Below are 21710 nucleotides of genomic sequence, written 5' to 3' on the forward strand. Positions count from 1 at the left end.
TGTCAAGGTTTACTGACAGCAAGAGGCCGGTGCAAACCAGGAATCTGGGTAGATCTGTGTTTCGTACTGTGAGACTTCCTCTTTTATGGCCGCAGCGTCAAAGTTATTGATGTCATCCACAACTTTTACGTAGCCATATGAAGTATTGTCACCGTTTGAGAATTCAAAATCTTCATCCGGATAAAGTCCCAGTGTGTTTGTTCCCTTAGACAGTCCGCCCTTTGTGTTATAGACAGGGACAATTATCGCTGCATTCGCCTCTTTATCCGACTGATTCTCAATCTCCCACTCCACCTGTATATCTTTTTGGACAACAATCACGGCAGGTGTAAAACCATCGTCTGTAAGAGATATGGATACCTTCTGTGTCTTTGATCCCTTTCCATCATCACTTAGCTGCGCAGCGGACAGGTTATCCGTCAAAATTTTGACCTTTGCCGGCTTTGGAGCCTGATCAGCTGCATTCCCGCCATCATCAGAGGCTTCTGGAATCTCGGTTCCCGGCTCCACTACTGTGATGGTACTTCTCACCATCCCCATCCAGCAGCTGTACTGAAACTCACCCGTTCTATCCGGCGTGAATTCGATGATATTTTCGCCGTCCTTAAACTGATACTGGATATCATATTCCGGAACATTCATCGATCGATTGCAGCCATTGATACTGCCTTTCGGAGCGTCGATCACCCATCTTACTGGAGTCCCTTTTGTGACCGTAATCGCCGGATATGTACGCGGCAGAAGTGTCGACTTTACAACTTGCTGTCCGTCTTCGATCTTCACCGGTGTCTCCGTACTTTTTTTATTGTCAGCGGCTCTGGCGGTGATCTGAGGGATCGATATCCCGGCCAGCGTCCAGCCCTGTGAAAACATGGACAGCCCAAGTACCGCCACGAGCACCGCACCTGCCGTCATGACTTTTTTGGTAAACTTTTTGCTGAGCACGGTGGAAAGAGCCCCGAGACCAAACATCAGCGGCACCGTCCCAAGGCTGAACAAAAACATGGAATATGCACCTGCGAATGGACTTCCTGTAGACAGTGCGTAGATCTGCATAGACTGCAGGGGGCCGCATGGCATCAAACCATTCAAGAGCCCTACAATCAGAGGACTGCTGCTTCTCGCCTTTTTCCTGTTGACCCGACGGGCAAGTGCACGCGGCATCCGAGGTGTCAGGCGTCTAAGTCCCGGGAAAATTCCGAGCATATTGATGCCCATGACAATCATAAATACTCCGGCAATCAGTTTCAACGCCCCCTGAGCGGCGACAGAAAAGCTGATCACAGATCCCAGGCCTCCGACAACAAATCCGACAACCGTATAGGATATCACCCTGCCGAAATTATACAAAAAAGTCGGCCGCAGTGAAGAAAAACGATTCCCATCTTTTGTATTATCGCCCTGTGAGATACACTGGGAGAGATTGATTCCTCCACACATTGCGACGCAGTGAACCGACGTGACAAGTCCGATGATAAATAGCATACCATATCCCATATTCGTCTCGGCCAGCCGGCCAGGAACCAGAATGTTTAAGATTCCCGTCCGTTCCAGCAATACGTACAGTGCTGTGATAATGACAAGCAGTCCCACCGTACGTTCACTGTTAAATTTTGCAGTTTTTTCTTTCTGGATTTCATTTTCCCTTATCACAGAATAACCGATGTCTTCAATAATCTTGTCAATTTCACCCTCAGAGATCTGCTTTGCATCGTAGTCTATTTCAGCCGTCCCCTTGCTGTAACTTACAACCGCTTTTGTAATTCCCTTTGTCTCGTTCAGCGCCGTCTCGATCCGGTTCTGACAACTGATGCAAGTCATGCCGCCAATCTTAAGTCTCATATGTCTGATGTCCTGATCCATGTCCACACTCCTTATGAATTTCTTCTATAGATATCAATATACCTCAAAAATATGTAGAAGTTGTGGAGAAGGAAAAAAAGTCCATGCCGAAAGGATACAAATCCCCATAGGCATGGACTTTTTTGATTCCGAAACCGGTATTACATGTTTTCCTCTGTAAATGCTCGGATCACGGAGGAATTCACATACAGATCGCGTTTGTCTTCGGACTGTACCACAAGTGTTGGGGCACTTTGTACACCATATTCTACAGCCAGATCCATATGATCTTCCACCTGTACTGTCTGATAAGGGATCTGTGCCTCATCGAGATATTTCTTCGCGGCCTTGCAGTTCGGACACGTCTTCGTCGTAAAAAGGAGGAACTTCTTCGAAGATTCGTCATCTTTGTCTTTCACTGCTGTGGCAGTTTGTACAGTCTGAGCTTTCGCTCCTTCCTTCGGCTCTTTCGTCAAGGCAACTTCGGAATTGTATAACCTTCTGTCCTTAAATTCCTGCGTCTTTCCGGCATTCCAATTCGAAACCGGTCGGTAATACCCTGTGATCCTGCTGTAAACTTCCGTATGTTCGCCGCATTTATCACATACATACTTCTCGCCACTGATATATCCGTGGTTCTTACATACAGAATAGGTCGGAGAAAGTGTATAGTATGGCAATTTATAGTTTTCAGCAATCTTTTTCACCAGCGCAGCTGCCGACTTCCAGCTCGGAAGCTTCTCACCGAGAAAGGCATGGAACACTGTTCCGGAGGTATAAAGCGTCTGCAGATCATCCTGCTGGCCAAGTGCCTCAAACACATCATCCGTGAATCCGACCGGCAGATGGGAGGAATTTGTATAATAGGGTGTCTCTCCCGGTTTACCCGCAGTGATGATATCCGGATACGTCGCAACATCATGTTTCGCAAGACGATACGTCGTACTCTCTGCCGGGGTGGCCTCGAGATTGTACAGGTCTCCATACTCCTCCTGATAATCAGACAGGCGGGTGCGCATATGATTTAGTACATCTTTAGCAAACTGATGAGCCTTCGGTTTCGATATGTCCTCACGAATCCACTTTGCATTCAACATTGCCTCATTCATACCGATGAGACCGATTGTAGAGAAATGGTTCTCAAAAGTTCCAAGATAGCGTTTCGTGTAAGGATATAATCCCTCATTCAAAAGCTTTGTGATCACATCCCTTTTGACCTTCAAGCTTCTGGCTGCGATATCCATCATCTTATCCAGACGTTCATAGAATTCATCCTCATCTTTTGAGAGGTATGCAATCCTCGGAAGGTTGACTGTGACAACCCCGACAGATCCAGTACTCTCACCGCTTCCGAAGAAACCGCCCGATTTCTTGCGCAGTTCACGCAGATCGAGACGCAGACGACAGCACATACTGCGGACATCGCTCGGCTCCATATCACTGTTGATATAGTTCGAGAAATAAGGCGTTCCATATTTCGAAGTCATTTCAAATAAGAGACGATTATTCTCATTGTCGCTCCAGTCAAAATCTTTCGTGATCGAGTAAGTTGGAATCGGATACTGAAATCCGCGTCCATTGGCGTCTCCGCCGATCATAATCTCGATGAATGCTTTATTCACCATATCCATCTCTCTTTGACAATCTTTATAGCGGAAATCCATCTCTTCTCCGCCGACAATTGCCGGTAATTCCGCCAGATCATTCGGTACTACCCAGTCAAGCGTAATGTTGGAGAACGGAGCCTGTGTACCCCAGCGCGACGGGGTATTCACACCATAGATAAAACTCTCAATACACTTTTTAACCTGCTCATAGGAGAGCGTGTCTACCTTTACAAATGGCGCAAGATAGGTGTCAAAAGATGAGAAAGCCTGTGCTCCTGCCCATTCATTCTGCATAATTCCAAGGAAGTTTACCATCTGATTGCAAAGTGTCGCCAGATGCTTTGCCGGAGAAGAGGTGATCTTTCCCGGGATTCCGCCCAGACCTTCTTGAATCAGCTGTTTTAAGCTCCAGCCGGCACAGTACCCGGTCAGCATGGACAGATCGTGAATATGGATATCGGCATTTCTGTGTGCATCGGCAACCTCAGAGTCATAGATCTCACTGAGCCAGTAATTTGCCGTGATCGTGCCGGAATTGCTCAAAATCAATCCGCCGACAGAATAAGTGACCGTCGAATTCTCCTTCACCCTCCAGTTGGTTACTTTCAGATACTTATCTACCGTCTCCTTGAAATCGAGAATCGTGGATTCCATATTTCTCATCTTCTCATGCTGTTTTCGATAAAGGATGAATGCCTTCGCGACATCGGCATATCCACTTTCACTTAAGACCGTCTCCACACTGTCCTGAATATCCTCAACCGCGATATGCCCGTCTGTGATCTTCGATTCAAAATCAGCTGTCACACGCAATGCCAGCAGTTCAATCGTCTGTGGGTTGTACTGTTTATTTTTCGACTCAAATGCTTTTGTGATCGCTCGCGTAATTTTATCCAGATCGAAATCTGCCCTTGTTCCATCTCGTTTTACTACATCATACATCTCACTCATCACTCCTATGTTTTATAAAGTTTAAAAATCATCCCTCCGCTTATGATATTTAGTATATCATAGCCGAAGGGATGATTCAATAGCATTTTTCAATATATGGTGTATTTTAAAAGTACAGTATACAATATGTAGTATGATACAAGGGTCAAAAGGTCCTGCGTTTCATGCTTGCATGAAAAAGCATGACCTTGGGACCCGAACAAACATGAGAATGCAGCCCGACAGGGCGGAATTCGAATGTTTGTAAGATTACGGAAGCACAAAGTGCGGAGTAATCTGTGTATCATATAGGTGCAGAAAGTCACAAGGAAACCAGTGCTCTTTTCATGTTTACATGAAAAGGCATAGGACCTTGGGACCCGAACAAACATGAGAATGCAGCCCGACAGGGCGGAATTCGAATGTTTGTAAGATTACGGAAGCACAAAGTGCGGAGTAATCTGTGTATCATATAGGTGCGGAAAGTCACAAGGAAACCAGTGCTCTTTTCATGTTTACATGAAAAGGCATAGGACCTTGGGACCCGAACAAACATGAAGTTTCAAATTCCCCGCAGTTCCACCGATGGAATCACCGGCTGTATCTTCTCCAGGAATCCCTGCATTTCTTCCTCCATATAGCTGTGAAGTCCGTCTTTTAGCACGTCGCCGGAATCCTTAAAGCTCTGAAGATAATAATGCTTTGTGCCCTGAATCCAATTTGCAAGTTCGACCAGATCTTTATCTGTATGAAACTCCTTCACCACTGTAGTTCTAAACTCATAGGGGACCGCATCGGTGAGCAGAAAATTAATGCTCTCCCGGATCGGCATCACGTCAAAAGGTTCTATCCCCACGGTTTTTCCATATTTCGCGGGAGAATTCTTTACATCCATGGCTACGTAATCGACAAGGCCATCGTTTACTATATTTTTAAGTCTTTCGGGATAGCTTCCATTCGTATCCAGTTTGACCAAAAATCCCAGAGATTTTATCTCTCGCATGAAATCTTCAAGACCCGGCTGAAGAAGAGGCTCTCCCCCGGTGATGCACACGCCATCCAAAAGCCCCTTTCGGGTTCTCAAAAATTTCAGAACATCTTCTTTTGGAATGAGATTGTTTTCAGGACCATGTGCCAGTATCGAAGAGTTGTGGCAGAACGGGCAGCGATAATCGCACCCAATCGTAAAGATGGTACAGCACATCTTTTCCGGATAATCCAGCAGAGAAAGTTTTTGAATTCCTCCGATCAGCATAAATTCTCCTCCTGTCTGTTCTCTTGAAAGTCTCTCATCCTTGAAACCGGCAAAATGCCGCCCACTGTTCCCGCAGATATTGCTCATGTTCCGCACGGCTTTTTGTGATAAACTCAAAGGTAAGGTATTTCGGATTGATCTTTTCAACCATGCTTATCACTTTGTCATCTGTAAAAGGTTTATGCTGATCCAGACTAAAAACATAGGGATACACCTGAGCATAGCGCTCCCAGTAATCCTTTTTCAGCATAATATCACCGCGATTGATCTGTTTTTGAAGTAAACGCGCCACATCTCCTGTCAGAGACTGCTGCAGATGAATGCCCCAGATCTTATCTATGATATTCTGATACTGATCCAGCACCTGAAGGATATAATCCACACCCTCGGACTGTGCCCTTAGATCCAGGTTGGTGTGCAGCAGATGACCGGTGTCCAGCATGATTCCTGTCTTATCATAACGTATATTCGTGAGTAATTCTTCTGTGATTTCCGGCTTGGTAAGGGTAAGCCCCGCCCACCAGAGATTCTCCATCAGAAAATCAAAGGTATACTCTCTGTTCCGTAAAATTTCATTGATGAGATCTGAGGCCGCACTTATCACTTCATGATCTGTATAACAAAACCTCCGGGTAAAGGATTCTCTGACCTTCACTTCACTCACATGAAACACCACATACTTTACACCCAACGTCTCGGCAAAGTCAAGTTCTTTTTGAAAGTGTCTAATCAGAGTTTCCGGCGTTGTCCCTCCGTAAACCTGTTCCACTGTCTTCATACTACCGAATTCATCCAGCAGGGCTTTTTGATTGCCAAGCCATAGATCCATCCAACACTCAAACGAAGACAGATGAATTCCCTGCACCATATCCATCGGAATCTGATCCTCCGGATAATACGGAAATCTCATATATTCCAGACCGTCAAGATGGTTGTCCCTGCAGAATCTGCGGATGTCTTCTTTCCCGTGATAGCGCTTCATATCATCGAGCGTGTTATTAAAGTTTGTTGTTATAATCATTAGAGTTTTCTCTTTTCATTTTACCAGCACTCCATGCACAACAAGGCGCAAAGATGAATTGCTGGTACAGGTTGACAAGGAGACAATTTTGTCTGTGTCCTTTACTTCGACATCAAGCTTTTCTTCTGATTGTATTGTAACATCTTTTATGAATTTTTGAAATGCCTGTTTATTTTCAAATTCAATTTGAAACGCAATATCTTTCTTATCAGCATTGGCATCGTGATAAGAAAAAATCTGGTATTTCTTCCATTCCTCTTCTGTATAGATCCAAAAGTACGGATTATCCTTTACTGTATCTTCCTTGCGGATTTCTTTGATTCTGCCAAACATGGAACCATTTTTCATGTTATGCCCAAATATGTAAGTATTATCATCCATAAAATCCGGATTTCCGTAACAGTCCAAAAAGACACTACCGGCTGCATTCTTGTCGCCAGAAAAAGTGTGTTTTATGTAAAATGTATTATCCTTATCCTGCATAATGGGATAATTAATTCCCAAAACCGGATAATAGATCCATCCCTTTGTATCCGGATTTTCCTTTTGAAGACTTTTTAAGTCAATTTCTGGAAGCGTATCATCCAATCCTTGTAAACCCAGCTTATCGGCACCGGCCTTTTTTTCACTCTCTCATACTCCTGTCCGGATTTTTGATATTGATGCTGAATCGAAAAAAAGCTGAAGGTACTATAGGCGATAATGCAGATGGCCGCTGCAATAATCATATTCAAAAGCCTTTTTTTCATATTCTTCTTGGGATCTATATTCTGTATTTTAATTTTTTTCGAATTCTCAAGCGTGTCCTTATGATCTGCTGCATCTATGTTTTGAACTTCTTTTTCATCCATTGTGGTCTACTCCTGAATCATTCCATACTTTACTTTTATACGTTCGAGTTTCTCAATCATCGGTTTGCTCGCCAAAAACAAGAAAATAACAGTTGCCGAGGCATGTACAAGATCCACCGGCAATCCTGACATATAGATTGCCAAAAGATTTTTCTTTGTAATCGCATAAGACATCATCACCAGTGAAGCCGGATTCATCAGCCCACCGTAGATAAAGAGAGTGGCTAAAAACCCATAGATACACAGAGATATCTTTCTCGCCTGCAGCCATCCCTTCTGAAAGAATATGCCTGCCAAAAATCCTATGATCCCCATTGCAAACATCTGCCAGGGTGTCCATGGTCCTTGACCAAACAACATATTCGAGGCAAGCATAGAAACTGCCCCTACCAAAAATCCGGATTCCGCTCCAAAACTGACGCCAGAAATAATCGCAATTGCGGCCACCGGTTTAAAACTCGGAACCATAAAGAACGCAGCCCTTCCAGCTACTGCAATTGCAACCAGTACTGCAATTGTCATCAACTCTTTTGCCTGCGGTTTTCTGCCCTCAAAAACCATAAAGAACGGAATGATACAATAGAGTGCTATCGCCAGACTGATTACCAGATATTTTCTGTCATTAAAGAAACGAATACCAATCCAAATCGTCAGCGGAATCCCTAGTAATATCAGAAAAATAGAGACAATCGTTCTCGGGGAGAGCTTTCCCTTATTCTTTGCAACAGTCAATATTTCTTGGGATTCTAAGAAACTTTCCGCTTTCGGTATTTCTGATTTTTCATCTTCCTTCCAGAAATCCAGATCCATATTGAGCGGTTCTTCTTTTGCATCAAGAAATACATTGAGAAAATCATCCAACTTCTGTTTTTCCAGCATCCGAAGAGTCCTCCATTTCCTTACGCTTTTCTTTGATTGCGCTGACAACATCATCGACCGTCACTGCCTCTGGAAAATATTGCCTCGCCATACGGTTTGCAGCTGTTGTGTAGAAACTATTTCCCGAAAAAAACTCTTTCGCATCTTTACAGGTAACAACATCTCCCTGAAAAAACAAACCCACACGATCCGCGTACTGTGCGCAAAACTCAACATCATGACTGATCATCAATACTGTAACTTTGTGTTTCGTAAGTGTCTTTAAGATATCCCCCAACTCTTTTTTATAATGATTATCAATGCCCTTTGTCGGTTCATCCATCAGTAGAATTCGGGGGCGCAGGAGAAGAATTTTAGCAAGTGCCAGTCTCTGCTGTTCGCCGCCGCTTAGATCATACGGATGACGGTTGAGAAGATCTTCAAGCTTAGTCAGGGAGACAATCCCCCTAATGGCATCCTCTTTTTTCATGTCAATGGAATATGCTTTACTTTTATTTTCCCTTTTCCCGTCGATCATCTCATAGAGATCTTCAAGGACTGTTTTCTTCAAAAACAAGCTCTGTGGATTCTGAGGCATAACGCCTAAAAAACCATGATAGAGTTCATCATCACTATATTTCTCGATGTCTCTGCCCTCCAACCAGATCTTGCCTCGGTAAGGGCTGCGAATTCTGGCAATCAGACTCATCGTTGTGCTCTTCCCAGTTCCATTTCCGCCTACCAGAGCAAATATCTCACCCTTTTTTATGTCCATGGATAATCCTTTCACCACATCCGGCAATGCCTTCTCATATCGAAACCAGACATCCTTGAGACGAATCTCTGGTACTTCTTTTTTTCTTAAGTGTTCCTTTTTTCTTTCTTTATCAGATGTTTGGTCTTCTCCTTTTTTTTCTTTCGTGCGATATCTCGTGCATTCTCCCAATTCCTTTTGAAGCCAGTGACGTCCCTGACTTACCGTCAGAGGACATTCGAACTTACTGGAAGCACCGGCATATATCTGCATCGGTGTTGGCATTGCCAGAAACATGTCATGTTTCATTCCCTTCAGCGATTTCCCTATTTTACCTGGTGATCCATGGGCGATGATTCTTCCTTCATCCATAACGTAAACCGAATCAGCCCATGGAATTACATCCTCCAGCCGATGTTCCGTCAGGATAACCGTCGTACCGATATCGCGATTGATTTTGCGAACAGTCTCAAGAAAATCGGAAGCCGCAATCGGATCAAGCTGAGAGGTGGGTTCGTCTAGAATTAACAGATTCGGATGCATCGCCATCACGGACGCGAGGTTCAGAAGCTGTTTTTGTCCGCCGGAGAGTTCCGATACATTTCTCAAAAACCAATCCTGAATTCCAAAGTAAGACGCCATCTCGGCGACGCGTAATCGGATCGTAGAGGTATCACACCCCAGACTCTCCATCCCAAATGCAAGTTCATGCCACACTTTGTCCGTCACAATCTGATTGTCCGGATTTTGAAGAACGTATCCAATCTGCGCACTTTGTGTGCGTTGATCGACCTTGTTCAGTTCTTTGCCCATGTACAAAATGCTTCCTTTTTTCACCCCCTGCGGTGCCAGAACTGTTTTTAGCTGCCTTAAAAGTGTACTCTTTCCACAGCCGCTTTTTCCACAGAGTACAGTAAAACTGCCTTCTTCTACTTCCATATTGATGTCCACCAATACAGCATGTTCTGCTTTTGGATACTGAAAACCGAAATCTTTCATCCTGATACAATTCAATATTTAGCCCTCCTGTCTTAGGTCTGTCAGATACCACGGAAGATTTCGCATTTGATTCGCTTTTCTCTCGAGATTTTTAAACTTTCTATTCTCATAGAGATTCAATGCCGCAGGAAAAAAGCAAAATAAAGCCCAAGATAAATCACAGATCAGATTGAATCCCTTTAATGGAATCCCCCCCATCTTAATTATAGGATTATACTGTGCAAATGCAGCACCATGAGCAAACCCGGCACCGCATATCCCCATCAGTCCCAGAAGTACTGCCGTAATCAATTTATCTCGGTTATCAAAGCGAAAAATTGAAAATGCAGTCCTCCCCTTTAAGCCATATCCGCGGGCTCTCATAGAATCCGAGGTTTCTATGGCATTCTCGAGTGCCCATGTGACCAATATAGATAATATCTTAATACCGTATTTTATCTTCTGAAGCAAATTTCCATTACTCATATCACGGCCAACTGCTTTCTGTCCGTTTCGAATCACCTTAAGTTGTGCTCCAAATCTTGGCACAAAGCGAAAGACCATGGAAAGAATCAAGGAAAGGGCAGGAATAATTCTTCCAAATAGATAAACAAATTTATCTGTAGTCATCACCTCGTTGTAACAGGTAAACCATAAAATAGCAATAAAGAGCATAGAAGAAAGCACCACTCCATATACCGTTGCCTCCAGTGTCACCGGTCCTGTTTTCAAATAAAACAAAGTTGTCACTCCGTAATGATTAAATGCGGGGTTGATAAATGCCACGATAATCATTGCCGGAAGCGTAAACAGAAGATTAAATTTGAAGACATTCCCTGCTCCTTTTAGATAAACGGCATAACTGAAGGCTCCCAAAAACGAAATTCCCAGTAAAATGGGATGACTGATAAACATGGATACCAAAATCACAGTCATAAAATAGAAAAAATTAATAGCGGGATGGCATTGCGCAAAGGCATCCATTCTTTTCACTTGTTGATTCATGATCAATCTCCCATATACTCATCTCCGACGTCCCGTCCGAGATCACAGGTATATCTCCACTCGATATTATCTCCGTCACTTACCTCATACTTGGAACACCCATAATTGGGATACCAGCCGTTCACACGATACATCCAGCCGGAGAGCTCTCCGCAGTCAAATTCATAGAGCTGATTGATTCCTCTCACATAATAAGAACTGTAAGCCGGGGTATAGGTTGCATCCATATGAATTCCGGTTTCACGGCAGACACGATAAAGGACATCGTAGACGGTTTCCCCCGGATCATATTCCACAGTTGTGCTTCCCATAATCCAACCGTCGGATGGTACGAAACTGCTCTTTGACTGTTTCAAATTTCCCCAGTTATTCAAAATCGTGGAACATTCTATCGAGATGGTACAGGTATGTTCAGGCATTTCTGTATTTTCTTCTTCCCCGTTCGATGCCTGTTGATTCTCTTCTGGAGAAGAGATTGCGTTCCTATCTGTCTGGCTGTCCTCCTCTGATGCACTTTTCTTATTGGACGAAGTACTGTTTTTATCGGTATCTTTTTCCTCTGTCTCAAGCTTTGTCTTTCCTCCAACCAGATAGTAAGTATCTCCCATCTCTGTAACCGGAAAGCTTAGCCGCGTAACTTCTTTTTCGTCGTTTGTTTCTGAATCCAGAGAAACATCACACATCTTTTCGGGGCCTTGATCCGTCATCTTGCATAAGATCACAGAGTCCGCATCCCACTTTTCTGTAAGCAAAAGTGTCAAGTTTACCGGAGCCGCCAGATTTCCTTTATTCAACGTCAGCCCCAGCCCAACCGTTGCATTGTTAGCGGCTTTTTTTATTTCCTCCACCCTTTCATCGGGAAACTGAACCTTCAGATTCTGTTCGATGGGATTTTGAATCTTCTTGCCATCGTATGTCCATGTATAGGTAATTCCTGTATCCTGATCGGTTGAAAAAAATTCATAACTTCCTTCTTTTCCGGCAATTGTCTCCATCTGTGCCTTTTTGACAATACCGCCTTCTGGAAGTTCGTTCTTTTTCTTCAGACTTTCTACAGGATTTTTTGAACTCTTGGACTTAACCGTCTCCTCTTTCTCCAATTTCGGAATCTCACTACTATTGGTTGTCGGGCCACAACCAGCACTCAATAGCAATATGCAGACAAGACAAGCCGCAAAATATCTGCCCATTTTCCCTTTCATAGGTTTCCTCCTAACCGTCCTTTAAGAATTCTTAAATCCTTTTTTTGAAATATATACATACACCTACTACCGTACAGCCACAAACTAGACACAGTACATATGGGATTTGAGCTTTTGAAAATATGCGCTTATCGTCCCTGAGGACTGCATTTGTCGCTGCCGGAACATTTTCTTTCCCTTTGGTATCCTTCTCTTTTGCAAGCACTTTCGTTTTCGGTTTATAGTCGGAGCCATCAAAACTCCATGGTTTTTTTTCATCCGCTTTCTTTTTGGCAGTTTTCTCTTGTTCATTCTTTTTTGCCGCTGCCGGCTTTTTGACAGCATTTCCGTCTGTCGTGCGAGAACTTGCAGTGGATGGTGACTGGGATTTGCTTCCGGAAGTGTCACCGGATGCATTACGTCCACCTCCTTGCACTATATCCATAGTCATTTCTGCCTGTTCCAAGCCTGTACCGCTTCCGTCACCGGTTCCGCCCGGCTTCACCGCCAAATCCGACATGTCATAGAGTGCTGTTTTTCCGTCCAATAGCCTTTGGTAGGCCACCAGAGAATAAAAACCCTGACCGGTAGCAAGACCATCTACTTCTCCTGCAGCAGCTCCGCCGTTATTGCCACTTCCTGCTTTTACATGCATGAATCCGCTTCCGCCAATATGGTATGAAATCAAGTTTTGTACCGTCCATGCGCCATTTTTGACAAATCTGGTATCTTTTTTGGGATCAATTCCAAGCGATGTAAGAGCAGTAATGACCTGTGCCGTCGACTCCGAAGTTTCCACGCCCATCGTGATGTATCCGCCGGTTTTCGTCTGCATACTGCCCAGACAATCCAACGCTTGATTTACTGCTTTTGTCACATCTTCATAACCGGATTTGTTATAAAACGGAGATAAGGACTGCAGCGCCATTCCGGTCATATCGGAATCTGCTTTTCTGCCGGATAAGGCCCATCCTCCATCCTTCAACTGCCTGCCCAGAATAAAATCCAACAACTTCTTTTCCGTTGTCTGCTCGGCAACACCAGATATCTGTGGAATCTGATAGTCCGGGTATGATTTCAGTGCAATCAGTGCCCATATTGGACCGTTCAACCCTTGATTCTTGACTTGTTCAAAATCAGCCAGTGGTTTGAACAGATTATACCCTGCGACATTTCTTGCATCTTTTCCGATAGCAGTAACCGCAAGGATGACTTTCGAATATTCTGTATACGCCGATTCACTGAGAACACCATTTTTCTGTTTCAGATAATTGGCAAGATGATTATAATAAACCGAAAAATACGTGTCGTTCAAATCCATTCCATTCCTTGCCTGGGAAATCACATACCATTCACTGCCCAATGTCGGGCTTTGATCCGTCGATTTGGCATAGGCTGCGGTCTCTTTGATAACTTCTTTGATCGATTTTGACAGAGAATTTGCCGTGGTAACGACAGTCACTTTCGTCTTTGCCTTAATCTTTGCCTGACCTTTTACAGATGCCGTAACCACAGCCGTTCCGGCTTTTTTTCCCGTCACATTTCCCTTTCCGTCTACCGATACGATTGATGCATCCGAACTCTCCCACACATATTCCACCTTGCTCGTGGCATCGTCAGGGATTTTTTTCGGTGCAAGCGCAAGGGTACTTCCCTTGGTCACCTTGCACATATTTTTCATGTCCAGACCAGTGATCGGGATTGGAACATCGGCAATCACAAACAATCCGCTTTTATTTGTCTTGACCAGCGCCGTACCAAGGCCAAGATCCATCTGCGGTTTTAATTTTTTTAATCCATTCCCACTGTAATAAAATACCTGTGGATTTTCCATCTTGGCAAGGTCTTTGCAGGAAAACGTAAGCGCGATATTTCTCTCCTGCTTGTAGCAGCTTTGATCCCGAATGTCGGTATAAGAGATCTCCCATGCTTCTGAGGGGGCCTTGGCGTTTGTGTATTTCTTTTTCAGCGCCTTTTCTACCTCTGTAAGATTCTCCGGTTCCCTGGCATGTGTCTGTATATACCAATAGCTGTCTGCCGAGACTCCACTCTTGGCATGAATCCCAGTTCCAATCCATGTTTTTATCTGCTCCATCTGCCCTGTTGTCTCTTCACTGACTGCCAGGGAATCCTTTAATTCATCGTAAGCCGCAACTGCCTGTAAAAAGGTCTGGATCTGCAGACTCTCCGGGCGAACCGAAGCCGAGATATCTATGGCATTGACTGCCTCTGTAATCAGAAACGGCAGTGTATCCAGTGCATCCATCAACCTTTGTACAAGCCCCTGGCTTAGTTGTTCTTTTTGTATCTCATCGAGTGACTCGTACTTCTCAAACGGAGCGATAACCGCCGCTGTGTCCTGTAAAGTGACTGGATTTGGAATTGACGCCAAAAGCTCCTTCGTCTCCTTTACTTCTGTCACCATCTCCTCCATGCGGCTTCTGGCTTTTTCCAATCTTTTCTTGTATGCTGCGTCCACAAGGATTTTCTCTTCCGTTTTGAGTGCATCATAGGCATCTGCCGCATCTTCGACCGCCTTTCGGTCGGTCATGGACAATGCAGATAAGGAGGGAAGCTTTTCAATCAGACTCGCCACACGGTTCACATTTTCATATTTCTTTGTCAGTGTCTGTATGACCGAGAGACAGCGGGAAAGCTTCTGCTCCAACACCTTCGAATTATCCAGATAGCTTTTGGAGGTATCACTTAAAGACTCCCAGGAATCCTGTGCGGTCCAGACCTCAGCGACATCTTCGATGGTAAGTGTACCAGCTTTCGGGAGGGCTTCAATTAATGCCTGTGCCTGAAGTGCAAGCTCCTTTGCATCCCCAACCGTGACTTGGCAGGCCGCCTGGATATCTGTACCATTCTGCTGTGCGGTAACGGCCACTGTCCCTTGCGAAACCGCAGTTACAACTCCGTCCCCGGAAACCTCTGCAATGGATGAATCTGAGCTGCCCCATGTAATCTGTAAAGGCTCAGTAGCATTCTCCGGCGTTCCGGATGCCTCCAGCCGGTACGTATCACCGGCTTCCATGGAAAGTGCTGTCTTATTCAAGCGAATTGATGTATACGGTCTTTGGATAACGGTCACGGCACAAGACTCACGAATCCCATTCTGTGTCATCGCAGTGATCATTGCCGTTCCTGCTTTATGTGGGGTAATTCTTCCTTTCTGAGTTACGCTGGCAACCTCAACGTCGGATGAATCCCAGGATATGCCCGGAAAAGAAGTATTCTTTGGATACACTTTCGCATCAAGAGCAGTCACCGGATCGTTTTCATAGAGTGTCAGACTGCTGTCCGAAAGCAGGATGGACTCCGGCCATACCACTGCCTGATCCGGCAGGGCACTGCAGGCCTGATCCACCTCCTTTTGTGTTGCATTCAACTTCTGCGCAGTCTCTACCGCATGGTCATAGGCATTCTGATCCTGCTCCGTCGAAAGCCAGCTGTCCATCGCCTGATTGATATAAGCCAACCTCGTGAACAGTTCTGATTTATCGGCTCTGTCATAGACATTCCCGCCGGGACTCTCCCCACTGACATCCAGACCGGTTCCATAGAGTGTAAACTGAATCCGTAAGACATCTTTATTCTTAAGCGTATAGCTTTCCATACTCGTTCCCGGAAAGTCATTGTTTACAGAGTACATCCATCCGGAAGTCTCTGTCCCTGCATCTGCGGAGGCATAGGAAAACTCATTTAGATCCGGTGCATATTTATTCGTCAGAGTATCCGTCAAATTTTTATTGTCCTTATCTGCCATCTCCTTGATAAGATCTGGTATCTGCAAATCTCCCCCGGCATCGCCTCTGGTAATTCCTGAAAGATACCAGCCATAACTCGTGTTCGTGTTCACGATCAAAGGATAACCTTTCTGTTCCATATACCGGGTAAGGAGACTGCTCACAGTCTCTTCTCCCAGAAGCGGGACCACTTCCGGTTCTGTAATCCACCCTTTTCCCAGAGTGAATTTTTCCACGGATACGATAACGGAAGAGCTTTCTCCCTGTGCCTTGGCAGGAACTGTATCGTATATTCCTCCTCCAAAGCACAGAAGAAATGTCAGAAGAAATGCCAGAATTTTCTTCATTCTCATCTTATCTTTTCTCATAGATTTCCCTCATTTCTCAGTTGTACTGCTCCCTTTTTCTTTTCAGGCAGAGCAGCAGGACTCCTGTGCTGGCAAGTAACAGAATACCCATGGTCTTTGCCTGCCCTTCAAGCTCATCTCCGGTCTTTGGAACCCCTGTCTTGCCTCCGGCTGTGATTTTGTTGCCGCTGCTTCCTGTATTTTTGCTCCCTGTCTGCCCGGTATTCCCAGTCTTTGAAGTCCCAGGATTCGTCTTGCTGTCTGAACCATTATTATTGTTATTATTATTCTCGTCCTCATACTCGGAGCCTGTGTTCTCTTCGATGACACCGGCTGCAAAAGAAGACAGGCTTTGCGTCGTAAATGTAAGATCGCCTTCTTGTACTTCTCCTTGCAGAAACTCCACAGTTCCATCTGTTTTCAAGTGGGCAATCACCGCTGTCTTCTCAGACAGGTCTTCTTCGGTATGTACCGTAAGCCTCATCCCCCCTGCTGGCATGAAATCCTCACGGATTCCATCCTCCAAGATCCGATAGGCCGTCACGTCGAAGGCGTTTAAAAGTAAGGCCTTCTTTTCGCTGTCCAATTCCTCGCGCAGGCGTGTATAGCTGTCCTCGGACTGAGCAATGCGTGTAATCTTGATTACGACGTCCCAGGGAATGGTACCCTTGTAGGTGACCAGTTCGTTCTTTTCGCTTTCTGCTGTCTTTGCCGCAGAGATGTCCTCTTTCATCGTGTCCATGGACTTCACCAGGCTTTCCGGAATCTGTGCCTTCTGGGAAGGTGTCAGTGTGTCGTAAGCACTCTCGGCCTTTTTCAGTGACAGGACGGTATCCTCTGCTAAGAGGTCATTGGTCTCGTCCACGGCATCCTTAATCTGTGTGATCACCGCCTGGGCTGCATTTTGCCCTTCCTGGAAATCTGCCAGTTTCCTCTTGCTATCTTCCCAGCGGTCGGTATAGACGACAAAGCTTTTCGCCTGTCCGCTTAAGGCATCGTACTGCTTTTGGATCTCTTCCAGAGCTGTAGTGACTGCCTTGACATTCCCCAAGTTGACTTCATCGGGCAGATCTTCGATCCGGTTATCCACTTTAGCTGCAGCTTCCAGATCACTGTTCAGGGTGGACAACTGATTTTCAACTGTCTCCATCTTATCCTGCAGACGGGTTCCATCCTCCCAGGCGATACTGTTCAGATAAGTCTTTGCCTCCTCATTTGCCTGGTATCTGGTGAGCAGGTCTCCCGCAAGTCCCATATTGTATTTTGTGACCGGGAGTTCAAAGGATGCAATTTCTTCCACCAACGGTGCCAGCACCTCTTCGATATAACCGTTATATTGCTCTGCGATTTGCTTCAAGTCCATAAGCTTCCGGTATTCTGCAGGATTTTCATTGGCAAATACTTTTTGCAAGGCTTCATCCATAGACTGATACCGGCTCACAGCCGCTGCAATTTCCTGAAGGATTTTCTCTGTTATCTCCATATCAGAGCCGTCTTCCTTATGTCCTTCCAGAGTTCCAGGATCAGGCAGCTTCCTGGTCAGTTCCAGCAGATCCTCCTGCTTCAAGGCTGTCAGTTTCGCTTCCGCCCCTGTCAGGACGGTGTAATTAGTTACCCTCGCCTTTAATACCTCCGTAGAAAGGCTCTCATATAAACCTCTGACACTTTTTACAAATGCATCATCCTCCAGGGTAAGTTCCTCAAGTGCCGGAATATCCGCGATGTTCGCAATCACTTCCCGGACCGCCTCGGCATCGCTTTGCTGCCCTTTGATTGTCTCATAATCGTCCAGCAGCTTATCGCGCTGATCAAAATCCAGCAGTTCCCGCTGTTCTTCTGTGAGCAGCATATATTCCTGATACGCCTTCTTTACCGCGTCCCCATCTGTCTCGTAGGAAAGATCTTTCGAATCCGGCAGGGCCTCGATCAGTTCCGATACAGTCTTAACAGCTTTCAGATTCCGAATTTTCTTCTCGGCAGTAATCAAATCGGAAGAATTGGATATCTGCGCTTTTAAATCTGTATCCAATACATCATACGAAGCTCTGGCCGCACTGACAGCATCTGCATCCTCAAGGGTAAGAGCCTCCAGTTGGGGAAGGCTTGCAATCGCTGCAATCACTCCATATACCTGGTTTGCTTTCTGCAGTTTATCGTATGCCGCTGATACAGATTCGTCTTTTCGAATCTCATCATCCATTCTGCCATATACATCATACGCATCCTGTATCGCTGTGCCGCTGTTCTCCTGAACTGTTCCAATGCTCTCCACGGCATCCGTAAACGCTTCAACCAGGTCAATGTATTGTAAGGCATAATCCAGTTTATAGGCATGTTTTACATAATGTTGAAGCATTGCGGTTCCTTCATCGCCATTGGATGAATATTCGGAAAGATTGTCATATGCTTTCTTTGCAGTCAGAATCTTGTCTTTATCCTTATAGGCAACGGATAGATCTTTTATCTGATCCGCCACATCCTCTACCGCTGCTTTCTGCTCTTCTGATCCCATAAACGTATCATATTTCCATTCTGAATCTGCAATCCCCACAAGATCGTTCAATTCAAAATACGCCTTGCCCATGCCGGCTGCCGTCCCGTTGTTTGCATCGTACAGCGTCTGTAAAGCTCTAGAAGCATTATCAATTTTCCCCTGAAGCACCTTATCGGTCTGAATGCTCTTAGACCTGTCCAACAAAACCTCAACCTTTTCCAGTGTCAGCATATTATCCGGAAATACGCAAGACTGGTTGATAATTCCGGACAAGGCAATCACTACCTGTGCTGGCATGGTACCAACACTCTCTTTTGTAGGTTTACCATTTTCATCAAAGCAAGATGCATAATATTCTATTGGTGTTCTGCCCTGGCAACGCCAATCACTCTCCTGAAGATTAATTCCCGCTGCTGTCAGCCCCATGATTACACATGACTGGGTCGCTGAATTACTATTATAATACCAGAAGTTTTCAAAAGCTCCCGGAATCGCCGGCCCCCGCTTCGGATCGCCAAGTCCCTGGGTGTTTTTAAAATCTTCAATTGCAATGGCACTTTTTTCTTCCACGCCAGGCGTATCCATATGATTCTGGATTGCAGCAACTGCCCATCCACGCATATCCAAATCAAAGCTCTTGGCAACTGCCTGCCCTGCCACAATCTGTACTAATTTTTTATCCTCAATTCCCACCGCATCCAATGCATACAATGCATAGATGTTACAGGCATACGGTCCATAATTTCCACTATCATCTCTGCAGCTTTGTAAAAGCTCCACAAAGTTAACACCACCATAATCAAAGGGATTCTCCCCCAGCATCACCAACTCCAGAATAATCCCTGCATAGTCTGTTGCCTGTGTGCGCTTTTGATCCAGCACGTTATAAACATTATAACCATCCAGGTTCTCTCCCGCTGCCTTCATTGCAAAAATTGTCCAATAAGTTCCGCCAGCCTTCTTTTCTCCCAGATTTTGCTTATAGAATTCCATAACGCTTTTCAGATATGGTTTTGCAATGCTGATTGCTTCTGAATGATCTGATGTATTTTCCCTCTTTAAAGCAACACTATAGGTATTGACTGTTTCATCGACTCCCGTCACCCGAAAAACAATCTGATGCTGTGTCCTGGGATCTAACGTCACTGTATGTTCTGCATTCTGTAATACGGCATCGCCGAACTCATCTGCGCGGTTCGCCTTGATTTCGAGACTATCAGAGCAATCATATTTTAGCTTTACCGGCTTATCCATATCATCCGGTATCAGATAATATTCCTTCTGACCTTTTGTATAACTTGATGTCATCCTGCCGTTTTCTATAACTTCAAGTGCGTTGAGTGACACATCTGAAACCGTCCAATTAATTGGAATACTGGTCATCACCGCATCCCCTTCTTCTGGTATAACGTTGATGTTAACCGCTGTGTCTCTTTCATGGTTATACTTCACCAGAAATCCGCCGTCAACTTCTGTGCTGTTTGGTATCTCAATCTTTGAATCCGAATTTTTCGCCTCTGCCATGATAAATACATAAGGAGAGACTGACGCTAATTCAACCTTAGTCTCAGAGGTAAGAGGCTCCTTCTTCGTATTCAAAGCCTCACGGAACATACCTTTTGCCGTTTTCGCATCAGTTGCTGCCCGATATATCTGTACCGATGCAAGGTCTGTCTCCGTTGCCGGCAATCTGGTATAAGTATTCTCTCCTTCACGGTAGAGAAGCAGAACAGATGAGCCATACCTCGAAATATCCCTAATTGTCATGGTTTCTTTTGCCTGATGCCCTATAAAAATTATATTATACCCCTGTTGCAGCACAATTTCTCCAGAACTCCCATCTCCAGAGAAATCCTTCAGCTCGCCACCATTTACACTATAACAATAGTTGTTTTGATAATAAAAATAATCCGGCTTCTCAGTCCTGGGCTTTTCATAATACGCATCGCTTGTACTGAGGTTTTCCCTTGAAAGCTTCAGTCTGACAGACGGAATTTTGTCCGGAATAATGGCTTTCTCAGGCCATCCACAGAATCCCCATGTAACAGACGTGTTATACCAGTCTGTTATGCCTTTAGCATACTGATATGTTTCATCCAATTCTTTGTAATCTTTATCCAATAGCCTAATTTCATCTGGCATATTTGCATAGGGTACACTGGATTTGGTTTTAGCTCTAAGACTCAGAATCACATAATAATCTTTGATCTGTTCGCCATCCGTAACCGTCAACCGATAGCAACCGCTTCCAAGGGGAAGGTACATCATAGCTTTGCCATCTCCTGCCGGCGGAATCATTTCCAGTGTATGGAACGGACGTTTTCCTTCCACATCCTCTGGTTCAATTCTTTTTCCGACCATCGCTCCATTTTCTATCGGCCTGTATCCATAGTCATACTCAACCGCCGTATTTCTCCCCCTCTCATTAGCTGGATCAGCAATATCTGTAACCGTTAATTCAGCGCTGGAAGAACTTAACACACCGGTGAATCTTACACCGTTAGTACCCTGATTCGGCATACATATATAAAAAAGATTATCCGCAATCTGCTCCGCCGAATACATATTCAGATTCTGATCGAATACATTTGACCAACTCCCCATACCAACGGATAATTCTTCAATATCTGTTGAAGTGCCCTTTACTCCGGCCTGCTCCGGGGCAGCACTCACCGTCTGAGCCGGGACAAGGGAAGACGCAATTAAAATAAGTGCGCATAAATACGCCACAATTTGTCTGATTTTTTTCATATCTCTTCTCCTTTAAAATCGGAGAGACGATTAAACGCCTCTCCGATGTGTTTCTTATAAAATATTAAACTTTAGCAATGCAGTGAT

General features: G+C 44.8%; 12 protein-coding genes. All 12 read right to left on the reverse strand.

Annotated features, from left to right (window positions below):
* Window positions 1-9: 9 nt before the first annotated feature.
* Window positions 10-1863, reverse strand: a complete 1854-nt coding sequence (locus INP51_RS08410; protein WP_193734442.1) for an urease accessory protein UreH domain-containing protein — start codon at window positions 1861-1863, stop codon at window positions 10-12.
* A 140-nt stretch (window positions 1864-2003) separates the two neighbouring features.
* A complete protein-coding gene (locus tag INP51_RS08415) occupies window positions 2004-4391 on the reverse strand; it encodes a ribonucleoside triphosphate reductase (RefSeq protein WP_193737304.1) in 2388 nt (795 codons plus the stop codon).
* 550 nt (window positions 4392-4941) lie between these two features.
* Window positions 4942-5751 carry an anaerobic ribonucleoside-triphosphate reductase activating protein gene (locus INP51_RS08420; RefSeq protein ID WP_329602292.1) on the reverse strand — a complete coding sequence of 270 codons (810 nt, stop codon included), beginning with the start codon at window positions 5749-5751 and terminating at the stop codon, window positions 4942-4944.
* Complete coding sequence (locus tag INP51_RS08425; protein ID WP_193734444.1) at window positions 5669-6655, reverse strand: TIM barrel protein; 987 nt, start codon at window positions 6653-6655, stop codon at window positions 5669-5671. Before INP51_RS08425 ends, INP51_RS08420 begins: the two co-directional genes overlap by 83 nt.
* A 15-nt stretch (window positions 6656-6670) precedes the next feature.
* On the reverse strand, window positions 6671-7243 hold the full coding sequence (gene srtB / locus INP51_RS08430; protein WP_193734445.1) for a class B sortase: 573 nt from the start codon (window positions 7241-7243) through the stop codon (window positions 6671-6673).
* A complete protein-coding gene (locus INP51_RS08435) occupies window positions 7213-7506 on the reverse strand; it encodes a hypothetical protein (RefSeq protein ID WP_193734446.1) in 294 nt (97 codons plus the stop codon). The genes srtB and INP51_RS08435 overlap by 31 nt, the downstream gene beginning before the upstream one ends.
* 6 nt (window positions 7507-7512) lie before the next feature.
* Window positions 7513-8385 carry an ECF transporter S component gene (locus INP51_RS08440; protein ID WP_193734447.1) on the reverse strand — a complete coding sequence of 291 codons (873 nt, stop codon included), beginning with the start codon at window positions 8383-8385 and terminating at the stop codon, window positions 7513-7515.
* Window positions 8360-10132, reverse strand: a complete 1773-nt coding sequence (locus INP51_RS08445; RefSeq protein ID WP_331463420.1) for an ABC transporter ATP-binding protein — start codon at window positions 10130-10132, stop codon at window positions 8360-8362. The genes INP51_RS08440 and INP51_RS08445 overlap by 26 nt, the downstream gene beginning before the upstream one ends.
* 3 nt (window positions 10133-10135) lie before the next feature.
* The gene (locus INP51_RS08450; protein ID WP_193734448.1) at window positions 10136-11101 is read right to left on the reverse strand and encodes an energy-coupling factor transporter transmembrane component T; all 966 of its coding nucleotides are present in this window, start codon (window positions 11099-11101) and stop codon (window positions 10136-10138) included.
* Window positions 11102-11103: 2 nt separating this feature from the next.
* The gene (locus INP51_RS16130; protein WP_230406749.1) at window positions 11104-12303 is read right to left on the reverse strand and encodes a DUF4430 domain-containing protein; all 1200 of its coding nucleotides are present in this window, start codon (window positions 12301-12303) and stop codon (window positions 11104-11106) included.
* Between the two features lie 31 nt (window positions 12304-12334).
* Window positions 12335-16399 (reverse strand): Ig-like domain-containing protein, encoded by a 4065-nt coding sequence (locus INP51_RS08460; protein ID WP_193734449.1) that lies wholly within the window; start codon window positions 16397-16399, stop codon window positions 12335-12337.
* 16 nt (window positions 16400-16415) lie between these two features.
* The gene (locus tag INP51_RS08465) at window positions 16416-21623 is read right to left on the reverse strand and encodes a coiled-coil domain-containing protein (protein WP_193734450.1); all 5208 of its coding nucleotides are present in this window, start codon (window positions 21621-21623) and stop codon (window positions 16416-16418) included.
* Between the last annotated feature and the right edge of the window lie 87 nt (window positions 21624-21710).

It is taken from the genome of Blautia liquoris (assembly GCF_015159595.1).
Taxonomy (GTDB): domain Bacteria; phylum Bacillota; class Clostridia; order Lachnospirales; family Lachnospiraceae; genus Novisyntrophococcus; species Novisyntrophococcus liquoris.